Origin of the sequence: Pseudomonas aeruginosa, assembly GCF_001457615.1 — a bacterium.
Lineage (GTDB): Bacteria > Pseudomonadota > Gammaproteobacteria > Pseudomonadales > Pseudomonadaceae > Pseudomonas > Pseudomonas aeruginosa.
Window position 1 is genome coordinate 5,280,222 of record NZ_LN831024.1, and the last position, 24,779, is coordinate 5,305,000.

19 protein-coding genes, 1 tRNA gene, 2 rRNA genes and 1 pseudogene (1 of these 23 only partly in view) are annotated in these 24,779 nt (G+C 63.9%); 7 read left to right on the forward strand and 16 right to left on the reverse strand.

Annotation, left to right across the window (positions count from 1 at the left end; all coding sequences use genetic code 11):
- Positions 1-70 precede the first annotated feature (70 nt).
- Positions 71-147, forward strand: a tRNA-Met gene (locus tag AT700_RS24295).
- 148 nt (positions 148-295) lie between these two features.
- On the opposite strand, the gene AT700_RS24300 is transcribed toward AT700_RS24295, so the two are convergent.
- The 3 genes and pseudogenes from AT700_RS24300 to AT700_RS30505 all read right to left on the reverse strand — a co-directional run.
- Positions 296-601, reverse strand: coding sequence for a HigA family addiction module antitoxin (locus AT700_RS24300; protein WP_003099268.1), 306 nt, complete (start codon positions 599-601; stop codon positions 296-298).
- A gap of 11 nt (positions 602-612) precedes the next feature.
- Complete coding sequence (locus tag AT700_RS29905; protein ID WP_003113526.1) at positions 613-891, reverse strand: type II toxin-antitoxin system RelE/ParE family toxin; 279 nt, start codon at positions 889-891, stop codon at positions 613-615.
- Between the two features lie 52 nt (positions 892-943).
- Positions 944-1,069: pseudogene (locus AT700_RS30505) on the reverse strand (integrase); the annotation flags it as partial.
- A gap of 150 nt (positions 1,070-1,219) precedes the next feature.
- Here AT700_RS30505 and AT700_RS24305 point away from each other — a divergent pair.
- Entirely contained in the window at positions 1,220-3,448 is a 2,229-nt protein-coding gene (locus AT700_RS24305; protein ID WP_003099265.1) for a TonB-dependent receptor, read from the forward strand.
- Between the two features lie 69 nt (positions 3,449-3,517).
- On the opposite strand, the gene can is transcribed toward AT700_RS24305, so the two are convergent.
- The 8 genes from can to AT700_RS24345 form a co-directional block, all read right to left on the reverse strand.
- Positions 3,518-4,165 carry a carbonate dehydratase gene (can, locus tag AT700_RS24310; RefSeq protein ID WP_003095021.1) on the reverse strand — a complete coding sequence of 216 codons (648 nt, stop codon included), beginning with the start codon at positions 4,163-4,165 and terminating at the stop codon, positions 3,518-3,520.
- Between the two features lie 61 nt (positions 4,166-4,226).
- Positions 4,227-5,465, reverse strand: a complete 1,239-nt coding sequence (locus AT700_RS24315) for a C69 family dipeptidase (RefSeq protein ID WP_009316205.1) — start codon at positions 5,463-5,465, stop codon at positions 4,227-4,229.
- 198 nt (positions 5,466-5,663) lie between these two features.
- Entirely contained in the window at positions 5,664-6,116 is a 453-nt protein-coding gene (gene rimI / locus AT700_RS24320; protein ID WP_003095025.1) for a ribosomal protein S18-alanine N-acetyltransferase, read from the reverse strand.
- A complete protein-coding gene (locus tag AT700_RS24325; RefSeq protein WP_003141633.1) occupies positions 6,113-6,814 on the reverse strand; it encodes a hypothetical protein in 702 nt (233 codons plus the stop codon). The genes rimI and AT700_RS24325 overlap by 4 nt, the downstream gene beginning before the upstream one ends.
- A 259-nt stretch (positions 6,815-7,073) precedes the next feature.
- Positions 7,074-7,610, reverse strand: a complete 537-nt coding sequence (locus tag AT700_RS24330; RefSeq protein WP_003141635.1) for a DUF6160 family protein — start codon at positions 7,608-7,610, stop codon at positions 7,074-7,076.
- Between the two features lie 30 nt (positions 7,611-7,640).
- Positions 7,641-8,660 (reverse strand): hypothetical protein, encoded by a 1,020-nt coding sequence (locus AT700_RS24335; protein WP_014603325.1) that lies wholly within the window; start codon positions 8,658-8,660, stop codon positions 7,641-7,643.
- A gap of 1 nt (position 8,661) precedes the next feature.
- Positions 8,662-9,708 (reverse strand): DUF6160 family protein, encoded by a 1,047-nt coding sequence (locus AT700_RS24340; protein ID WP_003106143.1) that lies wholly within the window; start codon positions 9,706-9,708, stop codon positions 8,662-8,664.
- Between the two features lie 204 nt (positions 9,709-9,912).
- Positions 9,913-10,515 carry a hypothetical protein gene (locus AT700_RS24345; protein WP_003095035.1) on the reverse strand — a complete coding sequence of 201 codons (603 nt, stop codon included), beginning with the start codon at positions 10,513-10,515 and terminating at the stop codon, positions 9,913-9,915.
- Between the two features lie 284 nt (positions 10,516-10,799).
- Between AT700_RS24345 and mksB the strand changes: the two genes are divergently transcribed.
- The 5 genes from mksB to AT700_RS24370 all read left to right on the forward strand — a co-directional run bounded on the left by mksB (position 10,800) and on the right by AT700_RS24370 (position 18,304).
- On the forward strand, positions 10,800-12,098 hold the full coding sequence (mksB, locus tag AT700_RS24350) for an Mks condensin complex protein MksB (protein ID WP_003117421.1): 1,299 nt from the start codon (positions 10,800-10,802) through the stop codon (positions 12,096-12,098).
- The gene (mksE, locus tag AT700_RS24355; protein WP_003095041.1) at positions 12,088-12,783 is read left to right on the forward strand and encodes an Mks condensin complex protein MksE; all 696 of its coding nucleotides are present in this window, start codon (positions 12,088-12,090) and stop codon (positions 12,781-12,783) included. The genes mksB and mksE overlap by 11 nt, the downstream gene beginning before the upstream one ends.
- Positions 12,780-15,626, forward strand: a complete 2,847-nt coding sequence (gene mksF, locus AT700_RS24360) for an Mks condensin complex protein MksF (protein ID WP_003106141.1) — start codon at positions 12,780-12,782, stop codon at positions 15,624-15,626. The genes mksE and mksF overlap by 4 nt, the downstream gene beginning before the upstream one ends.
- Positions 15,627-15,737: 111 nt before the next feature.
- Positions 15,738-16,745: an iron ABC transporter substrate-binding protein gene (locus tag AT700_RS24365; protein WP_003095046.1), complete on the forward strand. Its 1,008-nt coding sequence runs from the start codon at positions 15,738-15,740 to the stop codon at positions 16,743-16,745.
- Between the two features lie 20 nt (positions 16,746-16,765).
- A complete protein-coding gene (locus AT700_RS24370; protein ID WP_003121056.1) occupies positions 16,766-18,304 on the forward strand; it encodes an ABC transporter permease in 1,539 nt (512 codons plus the stop codon).
- A gap of 80 nt (positions 18,305-18,384) precedes the next feature.
- On the opposite strand, the gene AT700_RS24375 is transcribed toward AT700_RS24370, so the two are convergent.
- From AT700_RS24375 to AT700_RS24395, 5 genes are all read right to left on the reverse strand, one after another.
- Positions 18,385-20,691: a PqiB family protein gene (locus AT700_RS24375; protein WP_033863017.1), complete on the reverse strand. Its 2,307-nt coding sequence runs from the start codon at positions 20,689-20,691 to the stop codon at positions 18,385-18,387.
- Entirely contained in the window at positions 20,684-21,304 is a 621-nt protein-coding gene (locus tag AT700_RS24380; RefSeq protein WP_003107436.1) for a paraquat-inducible protein A, read from the reverse strand. The genes AT700_RS24375 and AT700_RS24380 overlap by 8 nt, the downstream gene beginning before the upstream one ends.
- Entirely contained in the window at positions 21,291-21,998 is a 708-nt protein-coding gene (locus tag AT700_RS24385; RefSeq protein WP_011666770.1) for a paraquat-inducible protein A, read from the reverse strand. Before AT700_RS24385 ends, AT700_RS24380 begins: the two co-directional genes overlap by 14 nt.
- Positions 21,999-22,144: 146 nt before the next feature.
- Positions 22,145-22,260 (reverse strand): 5S ribosomal RNA (rrf, locus tag AT700_RS24390).
- Between the two features lie 143 nt (positions 22,261-22,403).
- Positions 22,404-24,779: ribosomal RNA gene (locus AT700_RS24395) — 23S ribosomal RNA — on the reverse strand; it runs 515 nt beyond the window's last position.

The following is a 24,779-nucleotide window of genomic DNA, read 5'->3' on the forward strand; positions in this document are numbered from 1 at the left end:
AAAGATCAGAAAATTATCTAGCCCCAGGGGTTGACAGCCCCGCCCGAGATACGGAAAATGCGCGCCACTCGGCTACATAGCTCAGTCGGTTAGAGCGCAGCATTCATAATGCTGATGTCCCAGGTTCAAGTCCCGGTGTAGCCACCATATTTTTCAAGGGGTTAGCGCAAGCTAACCCCTTTTTGTTTTGGTCGGCAGACTACAAACCGACTACAAACCGTCTACGCCCCCTTTACCGATTTACGGTTCGCATAAAAAGCCCCGCATCTGCGGGGCTCTACGATCAACGTCACTGCTATCCGTGAGCAAGCAGCGGCTCAATCTCATGTTCGATCTGCTTGCCATTCGCCGCATAAGCAGTTGCTAACGAATACTCACTCTGGAGATTCATCCAGAACTGAGCGGACGTATCAAAGTAACGCCCCAGACGAATCGCCATATCTGCGGAGATACCACGCTGCTCACGAACGATATCGTTCACTGTCGGAGCGGAGACTTTCAAAGCGCGTGCTAGAGCAGCTGGAGAGATATCCAACTCCATCAGAAACTCATCGCGCAATATTTCCCCAGGATGGATGGGGCGCATACCATTGGTAGCCATGGTCCACCTCCTCAGTGGTAATCAACTATTTCGACTTCTTCGGGACCCGCATCCGTCCAGACGAAACAGACACGCCATTGGTCATTGATCCTGATGCTATGTTGGCCCGCCCGCTTTCCCTGCAACGGCTCCAACCGGTTTCCAGGTGGAGAGCGCAGGTCTCGAAGCTCCGTAGCCGCATGAAGCATTGCGAGCTTACGCGTAGCGACTGTGAGGATCGCTCCCCACCGCCTCGAAAGACCCGTCTCAAAAAGCTGACGAGTCTCGTCGCAGCGAAAGGTCAGAATCATTCATTAACCCTTAACGTTAAGCGTTAACTTCACTACAGATTACCACAGATCCTCATGTGGTCAATTTGTAGCCAGACTGAGTAATCGGAGAAAAGCGCATCGCCGATTCCAAGTGCTCCGGCGACAGATGTGCATACCGCATCATCATCGAGGAATGCCCGAGGATCCGCTGTAGGGCCACGCCATGCGCAGCGCCCCGTGTCAGGCATTTCATCTTGCTTTGGATGCCAGGCATGCCTCATTGAAACAGTTCGAATCATTTGATAATCATTATCGATTTGTTTAGCTTTGCCGCCCATCAAAACAACAGCAACTCGGAAATCTCCTCATGCCCCGCTCCATCCCTTTGCGCCCGGCTCCCCTGGCGCTTTCCCTGTCCCTCTTCGCTTCGTTTTCCGCTCCTGCGCTGGCTGCCGATCCGGTGGAGCAGCAGATGGTGGTGATCGGCTCGCGCGCGCCGACCAGCATCAGCGAGTTGCCCGGCACGGTCTGGGTGATCGAGCGCGAGCAACTGGACCAGCAGACCCAGGCCGGCGTGCCGCTGAAGGAGGCGTTGGGACAATTGATCCCGGGCCTGGATATCGGCTCCCAGGGTCGTACCAACAACGGCCAGAACCTGCGCGGACGCAGCGTACTGGTGATGATCGACGGGGTGTCGCTGAACAGTTCACGGGGCATCAGCCGGCAGTTCGACTCCATCGACCCATTCAACATCGAGCGCATCGAGGTGATGTCCGGCGCCAGCGCGGTGTACGGCGGCGGCGCCACCGGCGGGATCATCAACATCGTGACCAAGAAGGGCGTCGGCGGCGACACTCGCTTCAACACCGAGCTGGGCGCCCGCAGCGGCTTCCAGAGCCATGAGGACCACGACCTGCGCGCGGCGCAGTCGATCAGCGGCGGCAACGACCTGTTCAACGGCCGCCTGGCCATCGCCTACCAGAAGAACGGAGCGGCCTACGACGGCAGTGGCGACCAGGTACTGACGGACATCACCCAGACCGACCTGCAGTACAACAGGTCGGTGGACCTGATGGGCAGCCTTGGCTTCACTTTCGCCAATGGCCACAGCCTCGATCTCGGCCTGCAGTACTACGACTCCGGCTACGACGGCGACCGCGGCCTCGATCTTGGGCGCAACTTCGATGCCCTGCGCGGACGGGCACCCTATTCGATCAAGGGCGGCGTCGACCTCGACCGCGAGCCGGAGAGCAAGCGCCATCAGTTCAACGCCACCTACCACGCGCCGGAAGTGCTGGGCCACGACCTCTACCTGCAGGCCTACTACCGCAACGAGAAGATGGCCTTCAACCCCTTCCCCACCATCCGCTACAGCAATAGTGGCGCAATCAACTACGGCACTTCCTACTACTCGGCCTCGCAGCAGGACACCGACTACTACGGGATGAAACTGGCCCTGGTGAAGACCTGGGAGCGCGCCAGCCTGACCTACGGGGTGGACCTGGACCGGGAAAAATTCACGTCCGACCAGATGCTCTTCAACCTGCCGCTCGCCGCCGCCAGCGGCGGGCTGGTAGCCAGCGAACAGGCCAAGCTGGGCCGCTACCCGGACATCGATACCGACAGCCGCGCCTTCTTCCTCCAGGGCAGTTGGAAGGCCACCGACGACCTGACCCTGAGCGCCGGCGTGCGGCGCCAGTCGATGAGCACCGACGTCAGCGACTTCGTTGCGGCGAACCAGCAGATCCTCATCGCCAACGGCCTCGGCAAGACCGCCGACGCGGTTCCGGGCGGGAGCAAGGACTACGACGTCAACCTGGTCAACGTCGGCGCCATCTACAAGCTGAACCTGCAACAACAGGTCTGGGCCAACTACAGCGAAGGCTTCGAGCTGCCGGATCCGGCCAAGTACTACGGTTTCGGACGCTACGGCGCAGCCGACGGCAATGGCCACTACCCGCTGTTGCAGGGGGTCAGCGTGAACGACTCGCCGCTGGACGGGATCAAGACCAAGCAGGTCGAGCTGGGCTGGCGGCACACCGACGGTGCCCTGGATACCCAGGTGGCGGCGTTCTATTCCTGGTCGGACAAGAGCATCAAGTACGACTCGAAGACCCTGGCGGTGCTGCAGCAGGACACCAAGAAGCGCAACTACGGCCTGGAGGGCCAGGCTACCTACTGGCTGGACGATCACTGGCAGGTCGGCGTCAACGGCCTGGCCATCCGCTCCCAGGAGAAGGTCGACGGCCGCTGGCTGAAGCAGGACGTGACCTCGGCCAGCCCGTCCAAGGCCGGCGCCTTCGTCGGCTGGAAGGACGACCAGCGCAGCCTGCGCCTGCAGGGCGTGCGCACCTTCAACCTGAACGACGAGCCGGGCAACAAGATCGACGGCTACGCGCTGTTCGACCTGCTCGGCACCCAGGCGCTGCCGGTGGGCACCCTCACCGCGGGCATCCAGAACCTGCTGGACAAGGACTACACCACGGTCTGGGGACAACGCGCGCAGGTCTACTACGGCGGGCTCGCACCAGCGGGACTGTTCGACTACAAGGGACGGGGGCGGACCTACAGCCTGACGTATAGCGTGGAGTTCTGAAGCCGTCCTCGACAGTTCCCCTGTCCCTCCAGGGAGAGGGGAACGCGCAGGGAAGAGCTTCCGCCTCTCTCAGCAGCAACCGCCCAGCGGACTCAAGCGATACTGCGGCGGCAACTGGTCGAGGCCGCTGACGGTGACGTTAAGGTTTTTCCACAGGCCATCCTTGATCCCGTAGATGCAGCCATGCACGGACAGCGACTGGCCGCGGTGCCAGGCGTTCTGGACGATGCTGGTGTGGCTGACGTTGGCCACCTGCTGGATCACGTTGAGCTCACAGAGGCGATCGACGCGCTCTTCCTCGGTCGGCAACTGCTCCAGGTGCTCGCGGTATTCGTAGGCGAGGTCGCGAATGCTGCGCAGCCAGCCGTCGATCAGGCCGAGCTGATCGTTGTGCAGGGAGGCGCGCACGCCGCCGCAGCCGTAGTGGCCGGTGACCAGGATGTGCTTGACCTTGAGCACGTCGACGGCGAACTGGATCACCGACAGGCAGTTGAGGTCGGTGTGCAGCACGACGTTGGCGACGTTGCGATGGACGAACAGGTCGCCGGGCAGCATGCCGACGATTTCGTTGGCCGGCACCCGCGCGTCGGAGCAGCCGATCCAGAGGTACTCGGGGGTCTGCTGGCGGGCCAGCTTGGCGAAGAAGTCCGGGTCTTCCTGCTTGATCGCTTCGGCCCAGCGGACGTTGTTCTCGAACAGTTGCTGCAAGTCGCTCATGGCATGCCCCTCGTTTGACCGGTGCAGCACCTTACGGAAGGCGATGCCCGTTTGACAAGCGTCACAGCGCGGCGTGGCTACGCCACCAGCGCTGCTGCGCCAGCGGCTGCATGGCGACCTGATCATGCCAACAGGCGTGCCAGGCTGCGGCGTCCTCTGCCAGGCGCGGCCAGTCGGGCTGTTCGAGGTCGGCGAAGAGTTCCCGTTCCAGCCAATCGCGGCCGCTGCGCAGGAGCCGGCGGAAGGCACGGTCGGTGAGCGCGCGGCGGTGCACCGCCTCGAAGCGCCACCAGGGGGACTCCTGTACCGCCTCGCGCGGCTGGCTGAGCACGGCGGTGCCGGAGGCCGGATCGAAGGACAGCGGCTGGAACAGTCCCAGGCACGGCGCCGAAGTACCGGTGGCGGCCAGCAGCGGGCCGTCGTCGCGCAAGCGGGCGACCAGACTGGCGGTGGTCTGCGAAGGCCGCCAGAAGCTGCCGGCGTGCATGCATACCTGGCGGTTGTTGTGGCGGCGGAAGTGGTCCCCGCGCGGGCCATGGTGGCGCAGCGCGGCGAACAGCGCGTGCCAGTCCGGCTCGCCAGGCAGACTGTCGAGGAAGCGCTGGTTGATCCGACAGCGCCGGTGCGCACCGCCGACCCAGGGTAACAGGCGGGTGTCGAAGACCCGCGCGAAGTGGAAGTCGCCGCGACCATCCCAGCAGCCCTGGCGGCGTGCCTGGTCCTCGAGGTCGCGGCTGCACAGGTCGAATTCGTGGCCAAGGGTCAGGGCGTTGGAGATGGCCCAGCGCTCGACCTTCTTCGCCGCCCACAGGTTGCCGGCGGTTTCCAGCACCCAGGCTTCGCCGGGGTCGGCGATGAGGAAGCTGTTGTCGTAGCGGATGCGCTTGTCGCGGTAGCCGGCCGGGCCGCCCTGGCCGTAACGCTGCAACAACCCGGTGATCACCTCTAGCGCCTCGCGGGCGCTGGCGCCGCGCTCCAGTCCCAGGCGCAGCAGGTCCATGCCGAGCAGCGCGGTGCCGCGCTGACGGGTCAGCTTGGTGAACACCGCTTCGTTGCCGATGGCCACGCCGTGCTCATTGACGCCCATTTCCGCGCCCCAGATCCAGCTCGGCTGGCTGATCACCAGCGCATGCCGCTGGGCGGCCTGGGGAATGTCGAGGTAGGTGGTGCGCAAGCGCGCTTCCGGATCGTTGCGCACCGCCGGCAGGCGCAGCAGACGCTGCGGTTCGGCGGGCTCGCGGTCGCTGTTCTTGGCGAACCAGGTCTGGCCCTGGTGGCGAAGGATCAGGGTGTCGCACATGGGGGGCTCCAGTCTGCGCATCCTGCCACCGGCCGCTGTCGACCTGACTTCGCACTCCCGCGAAGGGTTACCGCATGAAGGGACCTGCCTGCGGTATGCAGGCGAGAATCGGAATGCTGGTAAGGGTACGGCGGTGCCAGAAGGCCAGCCAGCTACTCCAAGTGATAGCTAGTTGCCGGCAGGGAAGCGGAGCAAGCCTCAGTCGAACAGGGTACAGGCCATGACCAGGGCGTCTTCGCGCCCGCCGACGGCGGGGTAGTAGTCGCGACGGCGGCCGATCTCGTTGAAACCGTAGCGTTCGTAGAGGCGGTAGGCGGCCTGGTTGGAAGCGCGCACTTCGAGGAAGCATTCGCGAGCCTGGTGGCCGGCCGCCTCGCGCATCAGGTGTTCGAGCAGGCGCAGACCGAGGCCACGCCCCTGGCTTTCGGGCTTCACCGTGATATTCAGCAGATGCGCCTCGTCGAGGATGATCTGGATGACGCCATGGCCGACCTGCTGGCTACCCTCGAACATCAGCCAGCAATGGTAGTTCTTCAGGCCTTCGCTGAAGATGCCACGGGTCCAGGGGTGGCTGAAGGCGGCATATTCGATTTTCAGCACGGCATCGAGGTCCGCCTCGGTCATCGGGCGGAAGGAAATCGCATCGCTCATTGAATCTCGCTCGACCAGCGCTGACGGACACGGCGCATGGCGCGCCACAGCTCGCCCTTGAGGGCGGGTTCTTCCATGAGGGCTTCCAGGCCCGGCACTGCCCAGGTTGCGCCCAGACCGTCCACCTGCAGCTCGCGGAACAGGCTGCCCTCGTCGCCCTCGCCGGCGAAGCGGATCGCCGGCAGGCCGACCAACCACAGGCAGCGGCTACGCTCGCTCTCCTCCATGCGCGCGGCGACGAAGCTCTGGACGAACTCCAGGGCCGCTTGCGGCCCCTGGTCGAGGTTGCCGCGCGCCAGCAGCGGCCAGCGTACCGGTTCGCCGATCAGCCGCGGGCTGTCCGGCAGGCCGGCGGCGCGCAGCAGGTCGCGCAGCAGCAGGTAACCCGGATCGCGGCTGGCGAAGGGTTCGCCGGTGGGCAGTTCGACCAGCAGGGTGCAGGAGCCCGCCTGCAGCAGTTGCAAGGCGAAGCGCGGCGGCGGGGCCTGGACCGCCGGCGGCTCGGCCGGGGCCTCTTCGACCGGCGCGACCGGCTCGGCTTTCTTCGCCGCCGGGGCGCCCGGCTTCGGCAGGCTGATCGGGATCCCCCGGCCTTCCACGGGCGCGGCGGGAGCCACGCTCGGCGCGCTGGCCGGCGCCTCGGCTTGCGGGACGCGGGCCTGCGGCGCATCGATCGCGGCGCGCGCACGCACAGGCACCGCCGGCTCTTCCCGGGGCGGGGTCTCCAGCAACTCCGGCCGCGAGGGTGCGGCGAACGGCAACGGCTGGCGGGGCAGCCAACTGGTTATCTGCATCGCGCCCAGGAAGGCGCGGCGACGCTGTTCTTCGATCAAATCTCGGGCACCGGCAATTAGGCGATGCGCGGGGACGGTTTCGCCCCCGGCGTTCAGGCAGGCAATGATAGCGGTTCTTCGACCTCGGCGGAGCGGCTTTGTCCCGCCATGCGACGGTTCGCCCTCAACGCGGGGCGACGGTGAAGATATTGACGTTGCCCTGCAGCTTGAGGGTGCCGTCGATGCGTGCGCTGACCAGGTTGGTCTGCACCAGCCCGGGATCGGTACCGCGCGCCTTGTTGGCGCCAGCGATGGTGAAGCGCAGGTCCTGGAAGCTGGTGTCCTTCAGGCCGACGCGCAGCACCGGGCGGTTGAAGGCGGCGCCGTCGCCGCCGAAACCGTCCTTGATGGTCACCACGTCCAGGGTGACTTCGTCGAAGCTGAACTTGCCGCTGATATCGTCGATCACCAGGTAGTTGTTGCCGCTGCCGGCCGGCTGGATCGCCAGGCGCGCGCCGCAGCCGCCGGCGCAGCGCGTCTGCGAAGGATTTTCCTGGAGATTGAGCGAGGCGCTGATGCTGATCCCGGCCTGGCCGACCACGTCGTCCAGATCGCTATCGCCCAGCGAGCGCAACTCGGCCCCGGCCGAAGCGCTGAACAGCAGCGCCAGCGCCGCGAGGATGCCGATGCCGCCTGCCAGTGGATGAGTCTGCTTGGCCATGTGCTGCGTACCTCGTTTCCCGCCGCCACCTCAGAGGTTGTGCGACGTCACCTTCAGGTAGTTGAAGCTGAGCCCGGATATCTCGTTGCGGCCCATGTTGTAGCCGCCGGTCGGTACCTGCCCGTAGCCTGGCCGGGTACCGCCGATGTTGAGGTTCTCGATCACCAGGCTGGTGCGCGGCGCATTGGCGTAGAAGTCAGCGGCGTTGGCCAGGGTCAGCTTGGGCAGTTCGAAAGTGAAGTTGCCGTCGGCGGTGACCGAGAACAGCAACGGCTGCGACTTCCCGTAGCCAAGCGCGACGCTGGCATAGGCGTTGGTCAGGTAGACGGTGCGCGCGGCCTGCTCGGCGGCTCTGACGCAACTGGGCGAGCCAGCACCGCAGGACATGATCTCGAAAGTCTTGGCGTAGAGGTTCAGGCGCATCTCGCCAACCAGTTGGCTGCGCGCGTTGGCGCCCCAGAAGCGCAGGTAGGAACCGTCCATCGCCAGTTCGGAGAAGTCCAGGTTGAGCACATCGGTGCGCGTGGAAGTGACGCCGAAGTCGAAGCGGATGCCGGCGTCGACCTTTTCGCTGGCCCGGCTCGAGCAGTTGCTGCCGGCACCGGCGTAACCAGCGATGCACGGCTGGCCGCCGGCGCCGCTCACCAGGCTGGGGAAAGCCAGCTCGATCACGTCCGCGGTGTCCGGCAAGGTGCTGACCACCCGCCCGTCGTCGAGCTGGGTGGTCAGCACCGAACCCTTGGCCAGATTCAGCTTGAACGGGAAATTGAGACGGCCGAGAGTCACCGGCGCCAGGGTGCTGCCCTTGTTGCTGCCAGTGGCGGCGACGTACAGCTCCTTTACCGTGATCGGCACGTTCTGCCCGGTGGCGGTGTTGGTCACGCCATTGATCGCGATGGTGGCCTTGTTGCCGTCGACCATGGCGCTGTCGAGGACGAAGCCGATGCCGGCACCCTGCACGTCCGACAGTTGCTCGTCGTCGAGCGCTGTCATCTCGGCATGGGCGAAGGGGGCGGCCAGCAGGGCCGCGAGCAGGCAGGCGCGACTCATCTCAGCAGCCCTTGTTCAGGCCGCCCAGGCAGGTGTCCTGCCGTGGAATGCCATTGAAGGCCTGACCGAAGTCGACCTTGATCGGCGCCGTTCCATCGGCGTTGCGCGACATGTTGAGGAAGGCACCGGCCAGCGCGGCGACCAGCTTGGAGGGATCCTGCTGGTCGCGCCACTGGACGTTCTGGCTCTGCATCGAGATGAAGAAGCCTTTCGACGAGTCGATGAAGTTCTGCGCGTTGTTCGGATCCACGGTGCCGATCGGGAACGACTGGTACTGGGCCAGGTTGAAGCATGTCTGGGCGCCCATCAGCTTGCAGTCGTTGGAGGTCAGGAAGGGCAGCAGGACGTTCACCAGGCTGCCGATGATGGTGCTGTCGTGCATGTCCAGGGCCGTGCCGTTCTTCAGGCCGATCATGGCAGCGCGGATCGGGTCGGGGTTGCCGGAGCTGTTCACCAGCTCTGCCTGGGCGGTGTACTGAGAGCTGCCGGTGAGAGTGATGGCGGTCTTCGCCGCCAGGCAGTCGAGGGCCAGCAGGCCGCAGGAAATGCTGCCTCCCAGTTGGCTGCCGGTGCCGTACAGGTCCACCGGCACGTTGCCGGTGAGGGTCTTGATATCGCCCGAGAGGTAGCCCTTGGCTTCGCCGAAACCGATACGGATGCCGACCATCTTGCTGCCGTCGTAGGCGAACTCGATGTAGGGATTGCTGATGAGGAACGGGTTGATCGCGCCGGTGGTGTCGTTGACCGTGCCCAGGGCGAAGTTGTCGATGGCGATGTCGGCACTGCCGGCAAGCTCGCCGCTGCGGTTGTACTGGCCCAACTGCAGCTTCTTCATGTTCAGTTGGGTCTCGATGTCGGCGCCGAAGTTGATGCGGGTGAAGTTCAGTCCGTTGGCGGCGTCGGTGGTGAGGTTGATGAAGGCCTGGCCGACCACGTCGGAAAGCTGGTCGTCGTCCAGCGACTCCATCCTCGCCTGGGCGGTGGCAGCCAGCAGACCGGCGCCGCAGAACAGCGCGCAACGCAGCAGGAAGGGCAGACGACGGGACATGGGCTCACCTCTTGTTCTTCTCGTGGCCGACGGCAGAGACACTGCGACCTGTAGTCACTATAGAAAGCCCCGGGCGAATCGGGGCCGACCCATAGTCGAGAAAAACCGGCGAACGACGCGGTCGCCGCGCTCGCTGCAGCGGATGAGCGGTCGCTCGGCCAGGATGGATGTTACCCATCGTCACACGGGGGTAACGTCAGCCTTTCACTGCTGGCGGAACAGGCCGATCAGATGGTCGGCGATGGCGCCCTTGATGGCGTTGAGGCTGAGCAGGGAGTGTGCGCTGAGGCGGGCGGGGTTGATCCGGTGCAGGTGTAGCGAGGGCATGCGCGCTTCGTACTCGCGCAGGTCGCCCTTGACCAGGATCGGCAGGAACACGTCGTCGTGAGCCTGGTAACGCTGGATCAGCAGTTTCAACCCTTCCTGGAACGGCAATTCCTTCGACGCCACCAGGCGGTGCTCGCCGGGAATCTTCAGGTAGAGCCCGCGATAGCCCATGGTCTCGCCCGGCAGGATATGGATCCCGGTGGGCTCCACCGCGGCCAGCGGGATATCGTGGAAGGTGTCGTGCCAGGCCTGCTCGCTGGGCAGGATGGTGATGCCGCCATGGTCGCTCTCGGGAATCACGAAGCTGTAGTTGCTGTAGAGCTTCTCGACATAGGCCGAGTAGATGCACAGGCGGTTCTCGAAACGTTTGAGGAAGGCGATCGCCTCGCTGCGGTTGGTGATGGCATCCAGGTCCCAGGCAAGGTCACCCTGGTTCTGCAGTTCGGCCCAGCGGGCCTCGGCGTAGGCGGCGTCGTTCAAGAGTCGGCATTCATTTGGAATAGACAGGCCAGGGGACTTCAGCAGAAAGCGTGCCAGCCCCTGGAAGCCCCATTCCCCGGACCAGGCGGGGCAGGAAAGTCCTTACGCAGTCATAAACTGCCGCTTTTCGACACTTCGGTGATAGCCAGATGCCATCCACCGATACCGGGCCCGTACCTGCGCCGCAGACGTGTCGACGGCCTGCATCGCACTCATCGGCGGCGTCTGCGTCGCCCGTGCCTTTGCAGTACAATCGGCGCTTTTTCCACGGACCGGCCCTCCCGATGATCGACCCCCGACGCGTACTGCGTGCGCTTGCCGAACACTGGGCCCTGCTCGAGCCTCTCTGCGAGCGCTTCGATGCCGGCACCCTGAGCCTGGCGGAACTGCGCAGCCAGTTGAACACCCAGTTACCGGAAAGCAACCCGGCGGAAATCACCGCCCTGCTCGACCAGTGGATCCGCCTGGATATCCTGGTCCCGGTGGCCAAGAGCCCCAACCGTTTCGAGCTGAACGCGCAGATCCACGACTTCCTCGCCTACCTGCGCCACGAGCATCGCCTTGGTCTGTGCCTGGAGATCGAGGCCTACCTGCGCCATCTGGAGCGCCTCGCCGGGTACATCCAGGACGCCTTCGAGACCCGCGACAGCCAGGACCTGGCGCGCCAGCTGCGACTGCTCGACATGCGCGTGCGCGATGTACTGAAGAAGCTCGGCAATGACGAGCAGGCACTGATCGGCGTGGCCGAGCGGGCCAAGACCAGCGACCGGCAGATTCCCCTGGCGCAGCGCTACGCGGAGGTCCTGGCGACCTGGGACGAGTACGTCGAGCCGATGATCCAACTGGTCAGCGCCGACGGCGCCTTCGAGCAGGGCGTGCGGCGGGTCGAACAGGTCCTGCTGCGCCTGCTCGGCGAACAGCAGCGCCTCGGCCACCTGGTCGACGACGACCTGGTGCTGCGCACCCACGCGCGCATCCTCGAGATGCAGACCAACGCCCAGCTGACCTTGCGCCGCGCCCGCGAATTATTGCTGCCGCTGCGCGAGGAAGCGCGCCGGCACAACGCGGTGACCCGTGGCGCCGCCCTGGCGCTGGCGGCGATCCGGCGCAAGGGCCTGGATGCCGTGCCGCAGGCGGCGATGCCGCTATTCACCCGGCCGCAGAGCACCTTCCTCGGCACCGCCTCGCAGGTCGAGAGCTACGTCTTCGCCCTCGCCCGCTTCGAGCCGAAGCCGGCGCAGTTCCCCAAGTCCAGCGGCACGCGCAAGAGCAACGGGCCGACGCGACCACCGCGGACCGCGCGGGAAATGATCGAGCGCTGCCAGGCGGCGCTGCCGCTGCCGGACCTCATGCAATGGCTGCTGGCCCAGGAACCGGACGGCGCCACCGACGAGTTGCTCTACTGGTTCTCCCGGCTGTCGCGCGACGCGCGCTTCCAGCGCGAACGCCTGCAACGCCGCGAGTACGAAACCACCGAACATTGCGTCAGCCTCTGCTCCTTCGCCCTGAACCCCGCCGCCAAGGACAAGGGCCAGGCCAGGGACGCAGACACCCTTTCCGCGAGCGAAACCCATGCATCTTGATCTCTCCGAACTGACCCAGCTCGCGCCGATCTTCCGCGAGCTGTTCAAGGGCTACCACATCAGCCACCGCGACCCCGAGCTGTACACCCAGCTGTCCTCGCACCAGGACCAGTACCGCGGCCTGTTCCGCGCCATGGGCTTCGAGCTGGTCTGCGACACCCGCGGCTTCTACTACTTCGTCCCGGAGCAGGTCGGCGCCCAGGTGAACAAGACCGCCCAACGCCTGGCGCTGTTCACCTTCATCCTCGTCGAACACCTCGCCGACCAGGGCCGCGACCCGCTGTCCGTGCTGGACGGCGGCAGCATCGGCCGCGAAGAGCTGCCGCCGCTGCTGGAGAAATACCGCGACCTGTTCCTCCAGGCCGAGGTGCAGACCCAGGAAGAACTGGAAGAGAAGGTCATGCGCCGCCTGACCCAGCTCGGCTTCGCCTCCGAGGACAGCGGCGTGTACCGCTTCATGCCGCCGATGCACCGTTTCCTAGACGTCTGCCTGTCGGTGCAGCAGGACCGCAACCTGTCCGCCAGCCTGCACGCCGACCTGCCGTTGCAGACGCCGGTGCTGGTCGATGACGGCGAGATCGAACCGCTGATGGCCAGCGACGAAGAATTGTCCGAAGAGAGCGAGGAAGACGCCCTCGCCCGCGCCATCGCCGAAGAACACGCGCAACAGGAGGCTGACGCATGAGCCAGACCCGCTACGGCATCCGCCGCTTCGCCCTGCTCAATACCGCCGGCTACAGCCTGGGTATCTTCCCGCTGGAAAACCCGCTGTCGATCTATGGCGCCAACAACCTGGGCAAGAGCGCCTCGATCAACGCCCTGCAGTTCCCGATCCTTGCCCGCCTGTCGGACATGAGCTTCGGCAAGTACAGCATGGAGCAGTCGCGGCGCTTCTACTTCGCCTCGGACACCAGCTACATCCTCCTCGAACTGATGCTGCCCCACGGTCCGCACGTGATCGGCGTGGCCGGGCGCGGCCCGGGCGGCGGCTTCGGCCACCAGTTCTTCGCCTACGCCGGCGAGCTGAGCCTGGACCACTACCAGAAGAACGGTACCTGCCTGCGCCAGCGCGAGCTGTTCGCCAACCTTGAGCGCGAAGGCATCAAGGCCTACGAGGTGAAGCCGGAAGAGCTGCGCCGCCTGCTGGTCGGCGGGCACACGTCGATCCCGCTCGACCTGACCATGATCCCGCTGCGCTCCACCAGCGAGCAGAGCCTGAAGACCTTCCGCTCGCTGTTCATCAACCTGCTGCACATGCGCGAGATCACCGCGGCCAAGCTCAAGCAGCTGTTCCTCGACGCCTTCGAGCACAGCCTGCGCTCGGGTAATGTCGACTACATCGCCGCCTGCGAGGAGGCCTTCCGCGACGTGCGGCGGATGGAGCAGGACTACCAGGCGCTGGTCGCCGCCGGCCCGCTGGTGGAAGCCCTGGCCAACGGCGTGACCCAGCGCGACGTACTGCGCGGCAAGATGCACCGCCTTTCGCCGCTGCTCGACAGCCTGCTCGGCACCTGGCACGACTACGCCGGGGCGCGCCGCGAGGAACTGCTGATCCAGCACGAGCAATACCGCGCCGAGCAGGACGGCCTGCAGAACGAACAGCGCGGCGGCACCCAGGAGCTGATGCGCCTGGAGCGCGAAATCGCCGGCATCCAGCGCTGGCTCGGCGAGCTGTCGGTACTCAAGACCCGCTTCGCCCTGGTCGACGACGCCAAGGTCCTCGAACAGCAGTTGCTCGCCGCCAAGGATGCCCACGACGAACTGGCCGGCGCCCTGGCCCATTCGCGGCAGTTCTCCAGCGAAGACCTGGAAGAGCGCCTGCGCGACCTGGAAAAACGCCTGAAGAACGTCCGCCAGCAGCTCGAACACGCCGACAACAACAGCTACGCACGCCTGCGCGAGGAGTTCAGCCAGCAGGACGTGGAACGCCTGATGCGTCTGTTCAACGGCGCGCTGTTCAGCCTGCCGCTCGGCGAGAACGGGGTGAACCTGGATGACGGCGACGTCTGGGTGAAGAGCGTCGAAGCCATCCTCGACCACTTCAAGGGCGAGCATTTCGAAGCCCCTGGCCTGAGCATCGACCTGTCGCACATCGAACCGCCGGCGTTGCAGGCCCTGGCCGACCGCGCCGCCCTGCGCGACCAGAAGGAGCGCCTGGAGAAGGAGCTGAAGCAGCTCAAGACCCAGCAGAGCGTCGCCGCCGACCGCGCCGCGAGCAAGGCCCAGGCAGAGAAGCTGTACCAGGACGTGCTGGATGCGCAGAAGGCCCTGGAAGACTTCCGCCGCACCCAGACGCTGACCGCCGAGGAGCCCGAGAAGCTCGCCGAACTGGCCCAGCTGGAGGCGTCCCAGGACGAACTCAAGCGCTCCAGCGACGCCTTCGCCGAGCGCGTCCAGCAACTCTCCGCGCGCCTGCAACTGGTGGCCCGGCAACTGGGCGACCTGGAGGCCAAGGAGCGCACCCTGGAAGATGCCCTGCGCCGCCGCCAGCTACTGCCGGCCGACCTGCCCTTCGGCACGCCGTTCATGGAGCCGGTGGACGACTCGCTGGACAACCTGCTGCCGCTGCTCAACGACTACCAGGACACCTGGCAGGCGCTGCAGCGCATCGACGGGCAGATCGAGGCGCTGTACGCCCAGGTGCGCCTGAAGGGCGTCGCCAAGTTCGATAGCGAAGACGACACCGAGCGCCGCCTGAAGCTGTTGATCAACGCCTACGCGCATCGCCAGGACGAGGCCCTGACGCTGGCCAAGGCGCGCCGCGCGGCGGTCACCGACATCGCCCGGACCCTGCGCAACATCCGCAGCGACTACGACAACCTGGAACACCAGTTGGCCCTGTTCAACCGCGAGATCAACAAGCGCCAGGTTTCCAACCTGCAGAGCTTCCGCATCGTCCTCGCGCCGAACAAGGATGCGCTCAAGCACATCGACCAGATCATCCACAGCGCCGGCCAGTACGAGGAAGGCGAGAACCTCTCGGTGTTCGACCTGACCCAGAGCGCCGAGCAGGACGCGAAGAACGAGGAGGCCAAGGAATACCTGGCCCGCCTGGTCGCCGCCAACCACAACCAGCTGGGCCTGAAGGACCTGTTCGAACTGGCCTTCGAGATCACCAAGGTCAACGGCCAGCCGATCATGCACACCGACATCGACGGCGCCGCCTCCAACGGCACCACCATGACCATCAAGGCGCTGACCAACATGTACCTGTTGCTGCACCTGATGGACCGCGAGCAGGCCGGGCGCGTGCGCCTGCCCTACTACCTGGACGAGGCGGCGGACATCGACGAGCGCAACCAGGCCGCGCTGCTGGAGACCAGCCTGCAACTGGGCTTCGTGCCGATCCTGGCGAGCGTGAAGCCGCAGGTTTCCGCACACGTGGCGATCGACCTGGAAGGCGGTAGCGGCCCGAACGGCATCTATATCGACGAAGCGGACTGGAAATACATCCGTCGCCGGGATGCCGCCGCCAGCGGCGAAACCCGCGCAGCCAGCGAGCCGGAGGAAGCCGGCGAACCGGCGTGAAGCGTCTGCCACGGCCCTGCCTGACAGGGCCGTGGACTTTTCCGATAGGCCCGAGGCTCCCGCGAAGATATAATTGGTTACATTCGCATTTGTAACCCACGGGGAGAATCCATGCCTGTTCGACTTCTCAACCGTTTCCGCCACGCCGCCCTGGCGTGCCTGCTCGGTTCGCTTTCCCTCAATGCGGCGGCCGATCCCGTCACCCTTACCCTCTACAATGGCCAGCACGCCGCCACCGGTATCGCCATCGCCAAGGCCTTCCAGGACAAGACCGGCATCCAGGTGAAGATCCGCAAGGGCGGCGATGGCCAGCTCGCCAGCCAGATCACCGAGGAAGGCGCGCGCTCGCCGGCCGACGTGCTCTACACCGAGGAGTCGCCACCGTTGATCCGCCTGGCCAGCGCCGGCCTGCTGGCCAAGCTGGAGCCAGAGACCCTGGCCCTGGTCGAGCCGGAGCACGCCGGCGGCAACGGCGACTGGATCGGCATCACCGCCCGCACCCGGGTACTGGCCTACAACCCGAAGAAGATCGACGAGAAGGATCTGCCGAAGAGCCTGATGGATCTTTCCGATCCGTCCTGGTCCGGCCGTTTCGGCTTCGTGCCCACCAGTGGCGCCTTCCTCGAACAGGTCGCCGCAGTGATCAAGCTCAAGGGCCAGGAGGAAGCCGAGGATTGGCTGACCGGCCTGAAGGCCTTCGGCTCGATCTACACCAACAACGTCACCGCCATGAAAGCCGTGGAGAACGGCGAGGTCGACATGGCGCTGATCAACAACTACTACTGGTACACCCTGAAGAAGGAAAAGGGCGAGTTGAACTCGCGCCTGCACTACTTCGGCAACCAGGACCCGGGCGCGCTGGTCACCGTCTCCGGCGCCGCAGTGCTCAAGTCCAGCAAGCACCCCAGGGAAGCCCAGCAGTTCGTCGCCTTCATGCTCAGCGAGGAAGGCCAGAAGGCGATCCTCAGCCAGTCCGCCGAGTACCCGATGCGCAAGGGGATGCAGGCCGATCCGGCGCTGAAGCCGTTCGCCGAACTGGACCCACCGAAACTGACCCCGGCCGACCTGGGTGAGGCCAGCGAGGCCCTCAGCCTCGAACGCGACGTTGGCCTGAATTGATCGGCGCCGCCTCCACGCCCGTGCGCCTGCGCACGGGCTCGCGCCGGCGAACGCCATTCTGGCTGTTCCTGCCGGTCCTGCTCCTCGCCCTGCTGGCCAGCCTGCCGCTGCTCTACGTCGCGGCCAAGGCCTGGGACGCCGGCTGGCACAGCGCCTGGCAACTGCTCTGGCGCCCCTACGTATTCCGCTTGCTGGGCAACACCCTGTGGCTGATGTTCGGCGTGACCCTGCTCAGCGCCCTGCTCGGCCTGGCCCTGGCCTGGTGCGTCGAGCGCAGCGACCTGCCGGCACGGCGCTTCTGGAACGTGGTGCTGTGCCTGCCGTTCGCCATCCCCGCCTTCGTCAGCAGTTTCACCTGGGTTTCGCTGAGCCCGATGTACGAAGGCCTCGGCGGCGCCATCCTGGTCATGACCATGTCCAAGTATCCGCTGGTCTACCTGCCGGTAGCGGCGACCCTGCGCGGCATCGATCCTTCCCTGGAGGAGTCGGCGCGGATGCTCGGTCTGTCGCGGCGCCAGGTGTTCCTGCGGGTCACCCTGCCGCTGCTGCGCCCGACCCTGGCCGCCACCGGGCTACTGGTGGCGCTGCACATGCTGGTGGAGTTCGGCGCGCTGTCGATCCTGCGCTACCAGACCTTCACCACAGCCATCTACCAGGAGTTCGAACTGGAGTTCAGCAACGCCACCGCGGCGATGCTCTCCTCGGTACTCCTGGCACTGTGCTTCCTGCTGCTCTGGCTGGAGTTGCGCATGCGCGGCCGCGGCCGCCTGGTACGCACCGGCCAGGGCAGCGCGCGGCGGGCCGAACGAGTCCGCCTGGGGTTCGGCAAGTGGCCGCTCCAGGCGCTGCTGGCGACGCTGGTGCTGGTCGGTACCGGTATCCCCCTGGTGATGCTCGGTTATTGGCTGTACGAAGGCTCCTCGGCCAGCTTCCCGCTGATGGAAATCGCCTCGACCCTGCTTTCCTCCCTGTCGCTGGCCTTCGGCGGGGCCCTGCTCAGTTGCCTGCTGGCGCTGCCCGTAAGCATCCTGGTGGTGCGCTACCCCGGCGCCCTGGCGCGCTGGACCCAGCGCCTGCCGTACCTGCTGCAAGCGTTGCCGGGACTGGTGATCGCCCTCTCGCTGGTGTACTTCTCGCTGCACTACCTGCCAGCCACCTACCAGACCACCGGCTTGCTGCTGGTCGCCTATGCCCTGCTGTTCATGCCGCTGACCCAGGCACCGATCCGCGTGGCCCTGGAAAAGGCCTCGCCGCAGTTGGAGGAAGCCGCCCGCACTCTCGGCCAGACGCCATTGATGGCCTTCCTGCGGATCACCCTGCCGATCATCTCGCCGGCCATCGGCGCCGGCTTCGTGCTGGTGTTCCTCGACACCATGAAGGAACTGACCGCCACCCTGGTGCTAGGTCCCACCGGGCTGTCGACCCTGGCCACCTCGGTCTGGGTGCACACCGCCAACCTGGAGTACGCTGCCGCCGCACCCTACGCCGCGCTGCTGATCCTGATCTCCGGCTTGCCGGTGTACCTGCTGACCACCCGGGCGCATCTCAGCACTCACTGACACCCACTCCCCAGCATGCATGCATGAACGAAAACGCCGCTTACCCAGGTAAGCGGCGTTTCTTTTTGCCGATCCGACAATCAGCGGCGGGCGGTTTCCTTCAGAGGAATCTTCGGCGCCCACTCCAACCATTCGTCATTGGCCGAATCGAACAGGGCGAAGGTCTGCCCCGGCTTGGCGGGCTCGCCCATCTGCGCATTGTTCGGGGTGGCGAAGGCAATGCCGCCCTCCATCAGCGCCTCCATCGACTCGGTGCGTAGCGACAGGCCCTTGAACAGGCTGGCGTCGACGCCGAAGCCGCTGGCATTCCAGAAACGGCTGCCGGTACGCACCAGCGGTACGTAGCGCGGTTCGATGAAGATGCTGATCAGCACCCGGTCGGCCTGTTCGCCCAAGGCCAGGTCGACGACCTTGCCCACCGGGATCTGCCGGTAGGTCACCAGGTTGCCCGGCTTGATCGAGCCCTTGCGCGGCGCACTGAGGGTCAGCCGCAGGCCGCTTTCCCGACCCAGCAGGTTGGGCGCTTCGGCGAGAGTCTGGAAGCGTGCCTGGCGCTCGCCCGGCGTGCTCGACGGCAGCGCCTCGATATAGGGGCCGCTGACCAGGGTTCCGAGGTTCTCGGTACGCAGCAGGCCGAGCGCCGGACGCACCACCCAGAAGCGGGTTCCGCTGCGGGCGACGCGCTCGCCGGCGGAAGTCAGGCGGGCCTTCATCAGTACCCCGGAGAGGTCCGGGTTCAGCTCGATGCTTTCGATCTTGCCGATGTCCAGGCCCTTGAAGCGGATCGGCGTGCCTTCGCGCAGGCCGTCGGCATTGTCGATGCTCAGCTGGATCTCCACGCCACGGGCCATCGCCGCCTCCTCGCTGTCGAAGAGGGTGAAGCGCCGCACCTTGGTCACGGTCGGCGCCTTCGGATCGAGGGTGTCGAAGGAAATCCCGCCGGTGATCAGGGTCTGCAGCGACTCGCTCTTCACCTGCACGCCGCTGAGGTTGCCGGTCAGGGTGATCCCGCTGGAGTTCCAGAAGCGCGTCGAGGTATTCACCAGGTGCGCGTACTCCGGCTCGATGTGCACACCCACCACCACTCGCTGGCGGTCGCGCGATAGCTGGTAGCTCTGCACGCTGCCGACGCGGACCTGGCGGTAGAGGATCGGCGCGCCGATGTCGATCGAGCCGAGCTTGTCGCTGGTCAGCACCAGGTGCAGGCCGGGCGCGTCGGTGTTCAGCGGCGGCGCTTTCGGGCGGATGGTGAACTCGCGACTCGGCGCGCCGCTCTTGGCGAAGCGCACATCGATGTAGTTACCTTTCACCAGGGCCTCGAGGCCGGTGATGCCGGCCAGGGAGATGCTTGGCTTGACGGTCCAGAATTCGGTGCCTTCCAGCAGCATGTCCTCGACCCGCGGATCCATCGCCAGGTCGGCAGTGGCGCTGCTGTAGTCCTTGCCCATGTCGATCGACTTGACCAGGCCGACCTGCACGCCGTTGAACATCACCGGGGTGCGCCCTGGATCGATACCACTGACGTCGTTCATCTTCAGCTTCACGCGCAAACCGGCCTGGGCCGCGTCGTAGTCGTCGTACAGGCGGAACGGCTTGCTCGGATCGGTCGGCGGGCTGTCGGTGCGGTTCTCCGGGGTAGAGAAGGCGATACCGCCGGCGACCAGGGTCAGCAGCGACTCGCTGTGCACCTTGAAGCCGGACAGGCCGCCGGAAATGGAGATGCCGCTGGCGTTCCAGAATCGCGTGTGCTTGCGCACCAGGTCGGCGTAGGCCGGCTCGATGTGCACCTTGATCTCGATGGTCCTCTGGTCATCGCCTAACTGGAAGCTCTTCACCTGGCCGACCTGGATCTGCCGGTAGAACACCGGGCTGCCCTGCTCCAGGGAGCCCAGGCGATCGGCCTTGAGGGTCAGGTGCAGGCCGGGCAGCTTGTCGGAAAGGGGTGGCGGCTCCTTCAACGCGGTGAAGTAGCGTTCTTCCTTCTCGCCCTTCACCGGATCGACCGCGATGTAGACGCCGGAGACCAGGGTTTCCAGGCCGGTGACGCCAGCCAGGGAAACCCGCGGCTTGACCAGCCAGAAGCGGGTGTCCTTGCTCAGGTACTCCTGGGCTTCCTTCTTGATCTCGATGGTCGCGACCACGCCCTTGATGTCCTTGCTGACATGCAGGTCGGTCACCTTGCCCACCGAGATGCCCTTGTACAGCACCTCGGTCTTGTTGGCCTGGATCCCGTCGCCGCTCTCGAAGCGAACCTGGATGTCCACGCCAGCCTGGTCGAAGGCACGCCACGCCAGCCAGGCACCGATGGCCAGGGCCACCAGCGGCAGTACCCAGATCGCCGACCAGTTCGAGGTCTTGTGTTTCTTCGGACTTGGCAGATCACTCATTCTCGTCATCCAGATTGGTGTTGTCCCAGATCAGCCGGGGGTCGAACGTCACGGCGGCGAGCATGGTGAGCACCACCACGCTGGCGAAGGCGGCGGCGCCGAGGTTGGCCTCGATGCTCGCCAGGTTGCCGAAATTCACCAGCGCCACGAGGATGGCGATGACGAAGATATCGAGCATCGACCAGCGCCCGATCCATTCGATGAAGCGATACATCAGGATACGCTGGCGGGCCGACATCGGCTGGTGCCGCTGCACCGAATAGAGCAGCAGGGCGATGCCCACCAGTTTGAAAGTAGGAACCAGGATACTGGCGACGAACACCACCATGGCGATGGGGAACATGTCGGCATGCACCAGTTCGACCACGCCCTCCATGATGGTGGCGGGCATTCCGCTGCCGAAGAGGTTGACCGTCATGATCGGCAACAGGTTGGCGGGTATGTAGAGGATCGCCGCGGTGATCAGCAACGCCCAGGTGCGCGTGAGGCTGTTTGGGCGCCGGGCGTGCAGAACCGCACCGCAGCGACTGCAACGCGGATGCTCGTCCCCGTCGGCGCGATTCAACTGGTGGCACTCGCCGCACACCAGAATTCCGGCATCAAGCGCGCGCATCGTCGTCCTCGCCGCCCAGCGCTTCCCATACCTGGTGCGGCGACATGGTGACCTCCAGCCAGACCTGGGTGAACAGCAGCGCCACGAAACAGGCCAGGCCGACGCCCAGGCTGAGGTCGGCCATGTCGATCAGCTTGACGATGGAAACCAGGATGCCCATGAGGTAGACCTCGAGCATCCCCCACTCGCGCAGATGGTGATAGCCGCGGTAGAGCAGCATGCCGATGTGACGGGCGATACCGAAACGCACGCTGATCATCACCAGCAACTGGCAGAGCAACTTGACCAACGGGATCACCATGCTGCACAGGAATACCAGGATGGCGACGCCTTGCATGCCACTGTCGTAAAGACCGAGCACTCCCGTCCAGACCGTATCGCTGCGGGTCTGGCCGAGCAGGCTGAGATTCATGATCGGCAGGAAATTGGCTGGGATATAGAGGAATAGCGCCGTCAGAACCAGCGCGAAGCAACGGCGTTTCCATTGATGGCGATGCGCGGCCAACTCGAAACCGCAGCGCGGACAATTGGCTTTCTCGCCCGGTCCCAGGGGTTCCCGGCGCATCAACAGATCACACTCATGGCAAGCAACCAGTTCTTCCAGGGGAAGATCCTGCAGGCCACGGACATCGGTATCGGACATGAATGAGCTCGGCTGGATTTGTCGGCTATTGTAGACGAGCGCACAGTGCAAATCGCGTCTCCCATGCCCTCGGAAGTACGCCGCCCGGCAGCTCTCGAAGTTTTTCGATTACCGTCCGCAGCGCTGCTGGCTTGCCACTTTTCCGCGCGCAAAAGCAAAACCCCCGGTCATCGCTGACCAGGGGTTTTGGAATAGGAGCTTGACGATGACCTACTCTCACATGGGGAGACCCCACACTACCATCGGCGATGCGTCGTTTCACTTCTGAGTTCGGGAAGGGATCAGGTGGTTCCAACGCTCTATGATCGTCAAGCAATTCGGTTGGATATCCGTTCGCTTGGGCTTACGTCTATCCGGATTCAGGTATGTGATTTCAAGGTGTTTGCGGTTCATGCGAACTTTCGGTTCGTCGACTTCACCTTACAACACACAATCATCAGATTGTTTGGGTGTTATATGGTCAAGCCTCACGGGCAATTAGTACTGGTTAGCTCAACGCCTCACAACGCTTACACACCCAGCCTATCAACGTCGTAGTCTTCGACGGCCCTTCAGGGGAATCAAGTTCCCAGTGAGATCTCATCTTGAGGCAAGTTTCCCGCTTAGATGCTTTCAGCGGTTATCTTTTCCGAACATAGCTACCCGGCAATGCCACTGGCGTGACAACCGGAACACCAGAGGTTCGTCCACTCCGGTCCTCTCGTACTAGGAGCAGCCCCTCTCAAATCTCAAACGTCCACGGCAGATAGGGACCGAACTGTCTCACGACGTTCTAAACCCAGCTCGCGTACCACTTTAAATGGCGAACAGCCATACCCTTGGGACCGGCTTCAGCCCCAGGATGTGATGAGCCGACATCGAGGTGCCAAACACCGCCGTCGATATGAACTCTTGGGCGGTATCAGCCTGTTATCCCCGGAGTACCTTTTATCCGTTGAGCGATGGCCCTTCCATACAGAACCACCGGATCACTAAGACCTACTTTCGTACCTGCTCGACGTGTCTGTCTCGCAGTCAAGCGCGCTTTTGCCTTTATACTCTGCGACCGATTTCCGACCGGTCTGAGCGCACCTTCGTACTCCTCCGTTACTCTTTAGGAGGAGACCGCCCCAGTCAAACTGCCCACCATACACTGTCCTCGATCCGGATCACGGACCAGAGTTAGAACCTCAAGCATGCCAGGGTGGTATTTCAAGGATGGCTCCACGCGAACTGGCGTCCACGCTTCAAAGCCTCCCACCTATCCTACACAAGCAGGCTCAAAGTCCAGTGCAAAGCTACAGTAAAGGTTCACGGGGTCTTTCCGTCTAGCCGCGGATACACTGCATCTTCACAGCGATTTCAATTTCACTGAGTCTCGGGTGGAGACAGCGCCGCCATCGTTACGCCATTCGTGCAGGTCGGAACTTACCCGACAAGGAATTTCGCTACCTTAGGACCGTTATAGTTACGGCCGCCGTTTACCGGGGCTTCGATCAAGAGCTTCGCTTGCGCTAACCCCATCAATTAACCTTCCGGCACCGGGCAGGCGTCACACCCTATACGTCCACTTTCGTGTTTGCAGAGTGCTGTGTTTTTAATAAACAGTCGCAGCGGCCTGGTATCTTCGACCAGCCAGAGCTTACGGAGTAAATCCTTCACCCTAGCCGGCGCACCTTCTCCCGAAGTTACGGTGCCATTTTGCCTAGTTCCTTCACCCGAGTTCTCTCAAGCGCCTTGGTATTCTCTACCCGACCACCTGTGTCGGTTTGGGGTACGGTTCCTGGTTACCTGAAGCTTAGAAGCTTTTCTTGGAAGCATGGCATCAACCACTTCGTCATCTAAAAGACGACTCGTCATCAGCTCTCGGCCTTGAAACCCCGGATTTACCTAAGATTTCAGCCTACCACCTTAAACTTGGACAACCAACGCCAAGCTGGCCTAGCCTTCTCCGTCCCTCCATCGCAGTAACCAGAAGTACAGGAATATTAACCTGTTTCCCATCGACTACGCTTTTCAGCCTCGCCTTAGGAACCGACTAACCCTGCGTCGATTAACGTTGCGCAGGAACCCTTGGTCTTTCGGCGTGGGTGTTTTTCACACCCATTGTCGTTACTCATGTCAGCATTCGCACTTCTGATACCTCCAGCAAGCTTCTCAACTCACCTTCACAGGCTTACAGAACGCTCCTCTACCGCGTCACTTACGTGACACCCGCAGCTTCGGTGTGTGGTTTGAGCCCCGTTACATCTTCCGCGCAGGCCGACTCGACTAGTGAGCTATTACGCTTTCTTTAAAGGATGGCTGCTTCTAAGCCAACCTCCTAGCTGTCTAAGCCTTCCCACATCGTTTACCACTTAACCACAACTTTGGGACCTTAGCTGGCGGTCTGGGTTGTTTCCCTTTTCACGACGGACGTTAGCACCCGCCGTGTGTCTCCCATGCTCGGCACTTCTGGGTATTCGGAGTTTGCATCGGTTTGGTAAGTCGGGATGACCCCCTAGCCGAAACAGTGCTCTACCCCCCAGAGTGATACATGAGGCGCTACCTAAATAGCTTTCGAGGAGAACCAGCTATCTCCGAGCTTGATTAGCCTTTCACTCCGATCCACAAGTCATCCCCTACCTTTTCAACGGGAGTGGGTTCGGTCCTCCAGTCAGTGTTACCTAACCTTCAACCTGCTCATGGATAGATCGCCCGGTTTCGGGTCTATACCCAGCGACTAAACGCCCTATTAAGACTCGCTTTCGCTACGCCTACCCTATACGGTTAAGCTTGCCACTGAATATAAGTCGCTGACCCATTATACAAAAGGTACGCAGTCACCTAACAAGTAGGCTCCCACTGCTTGTA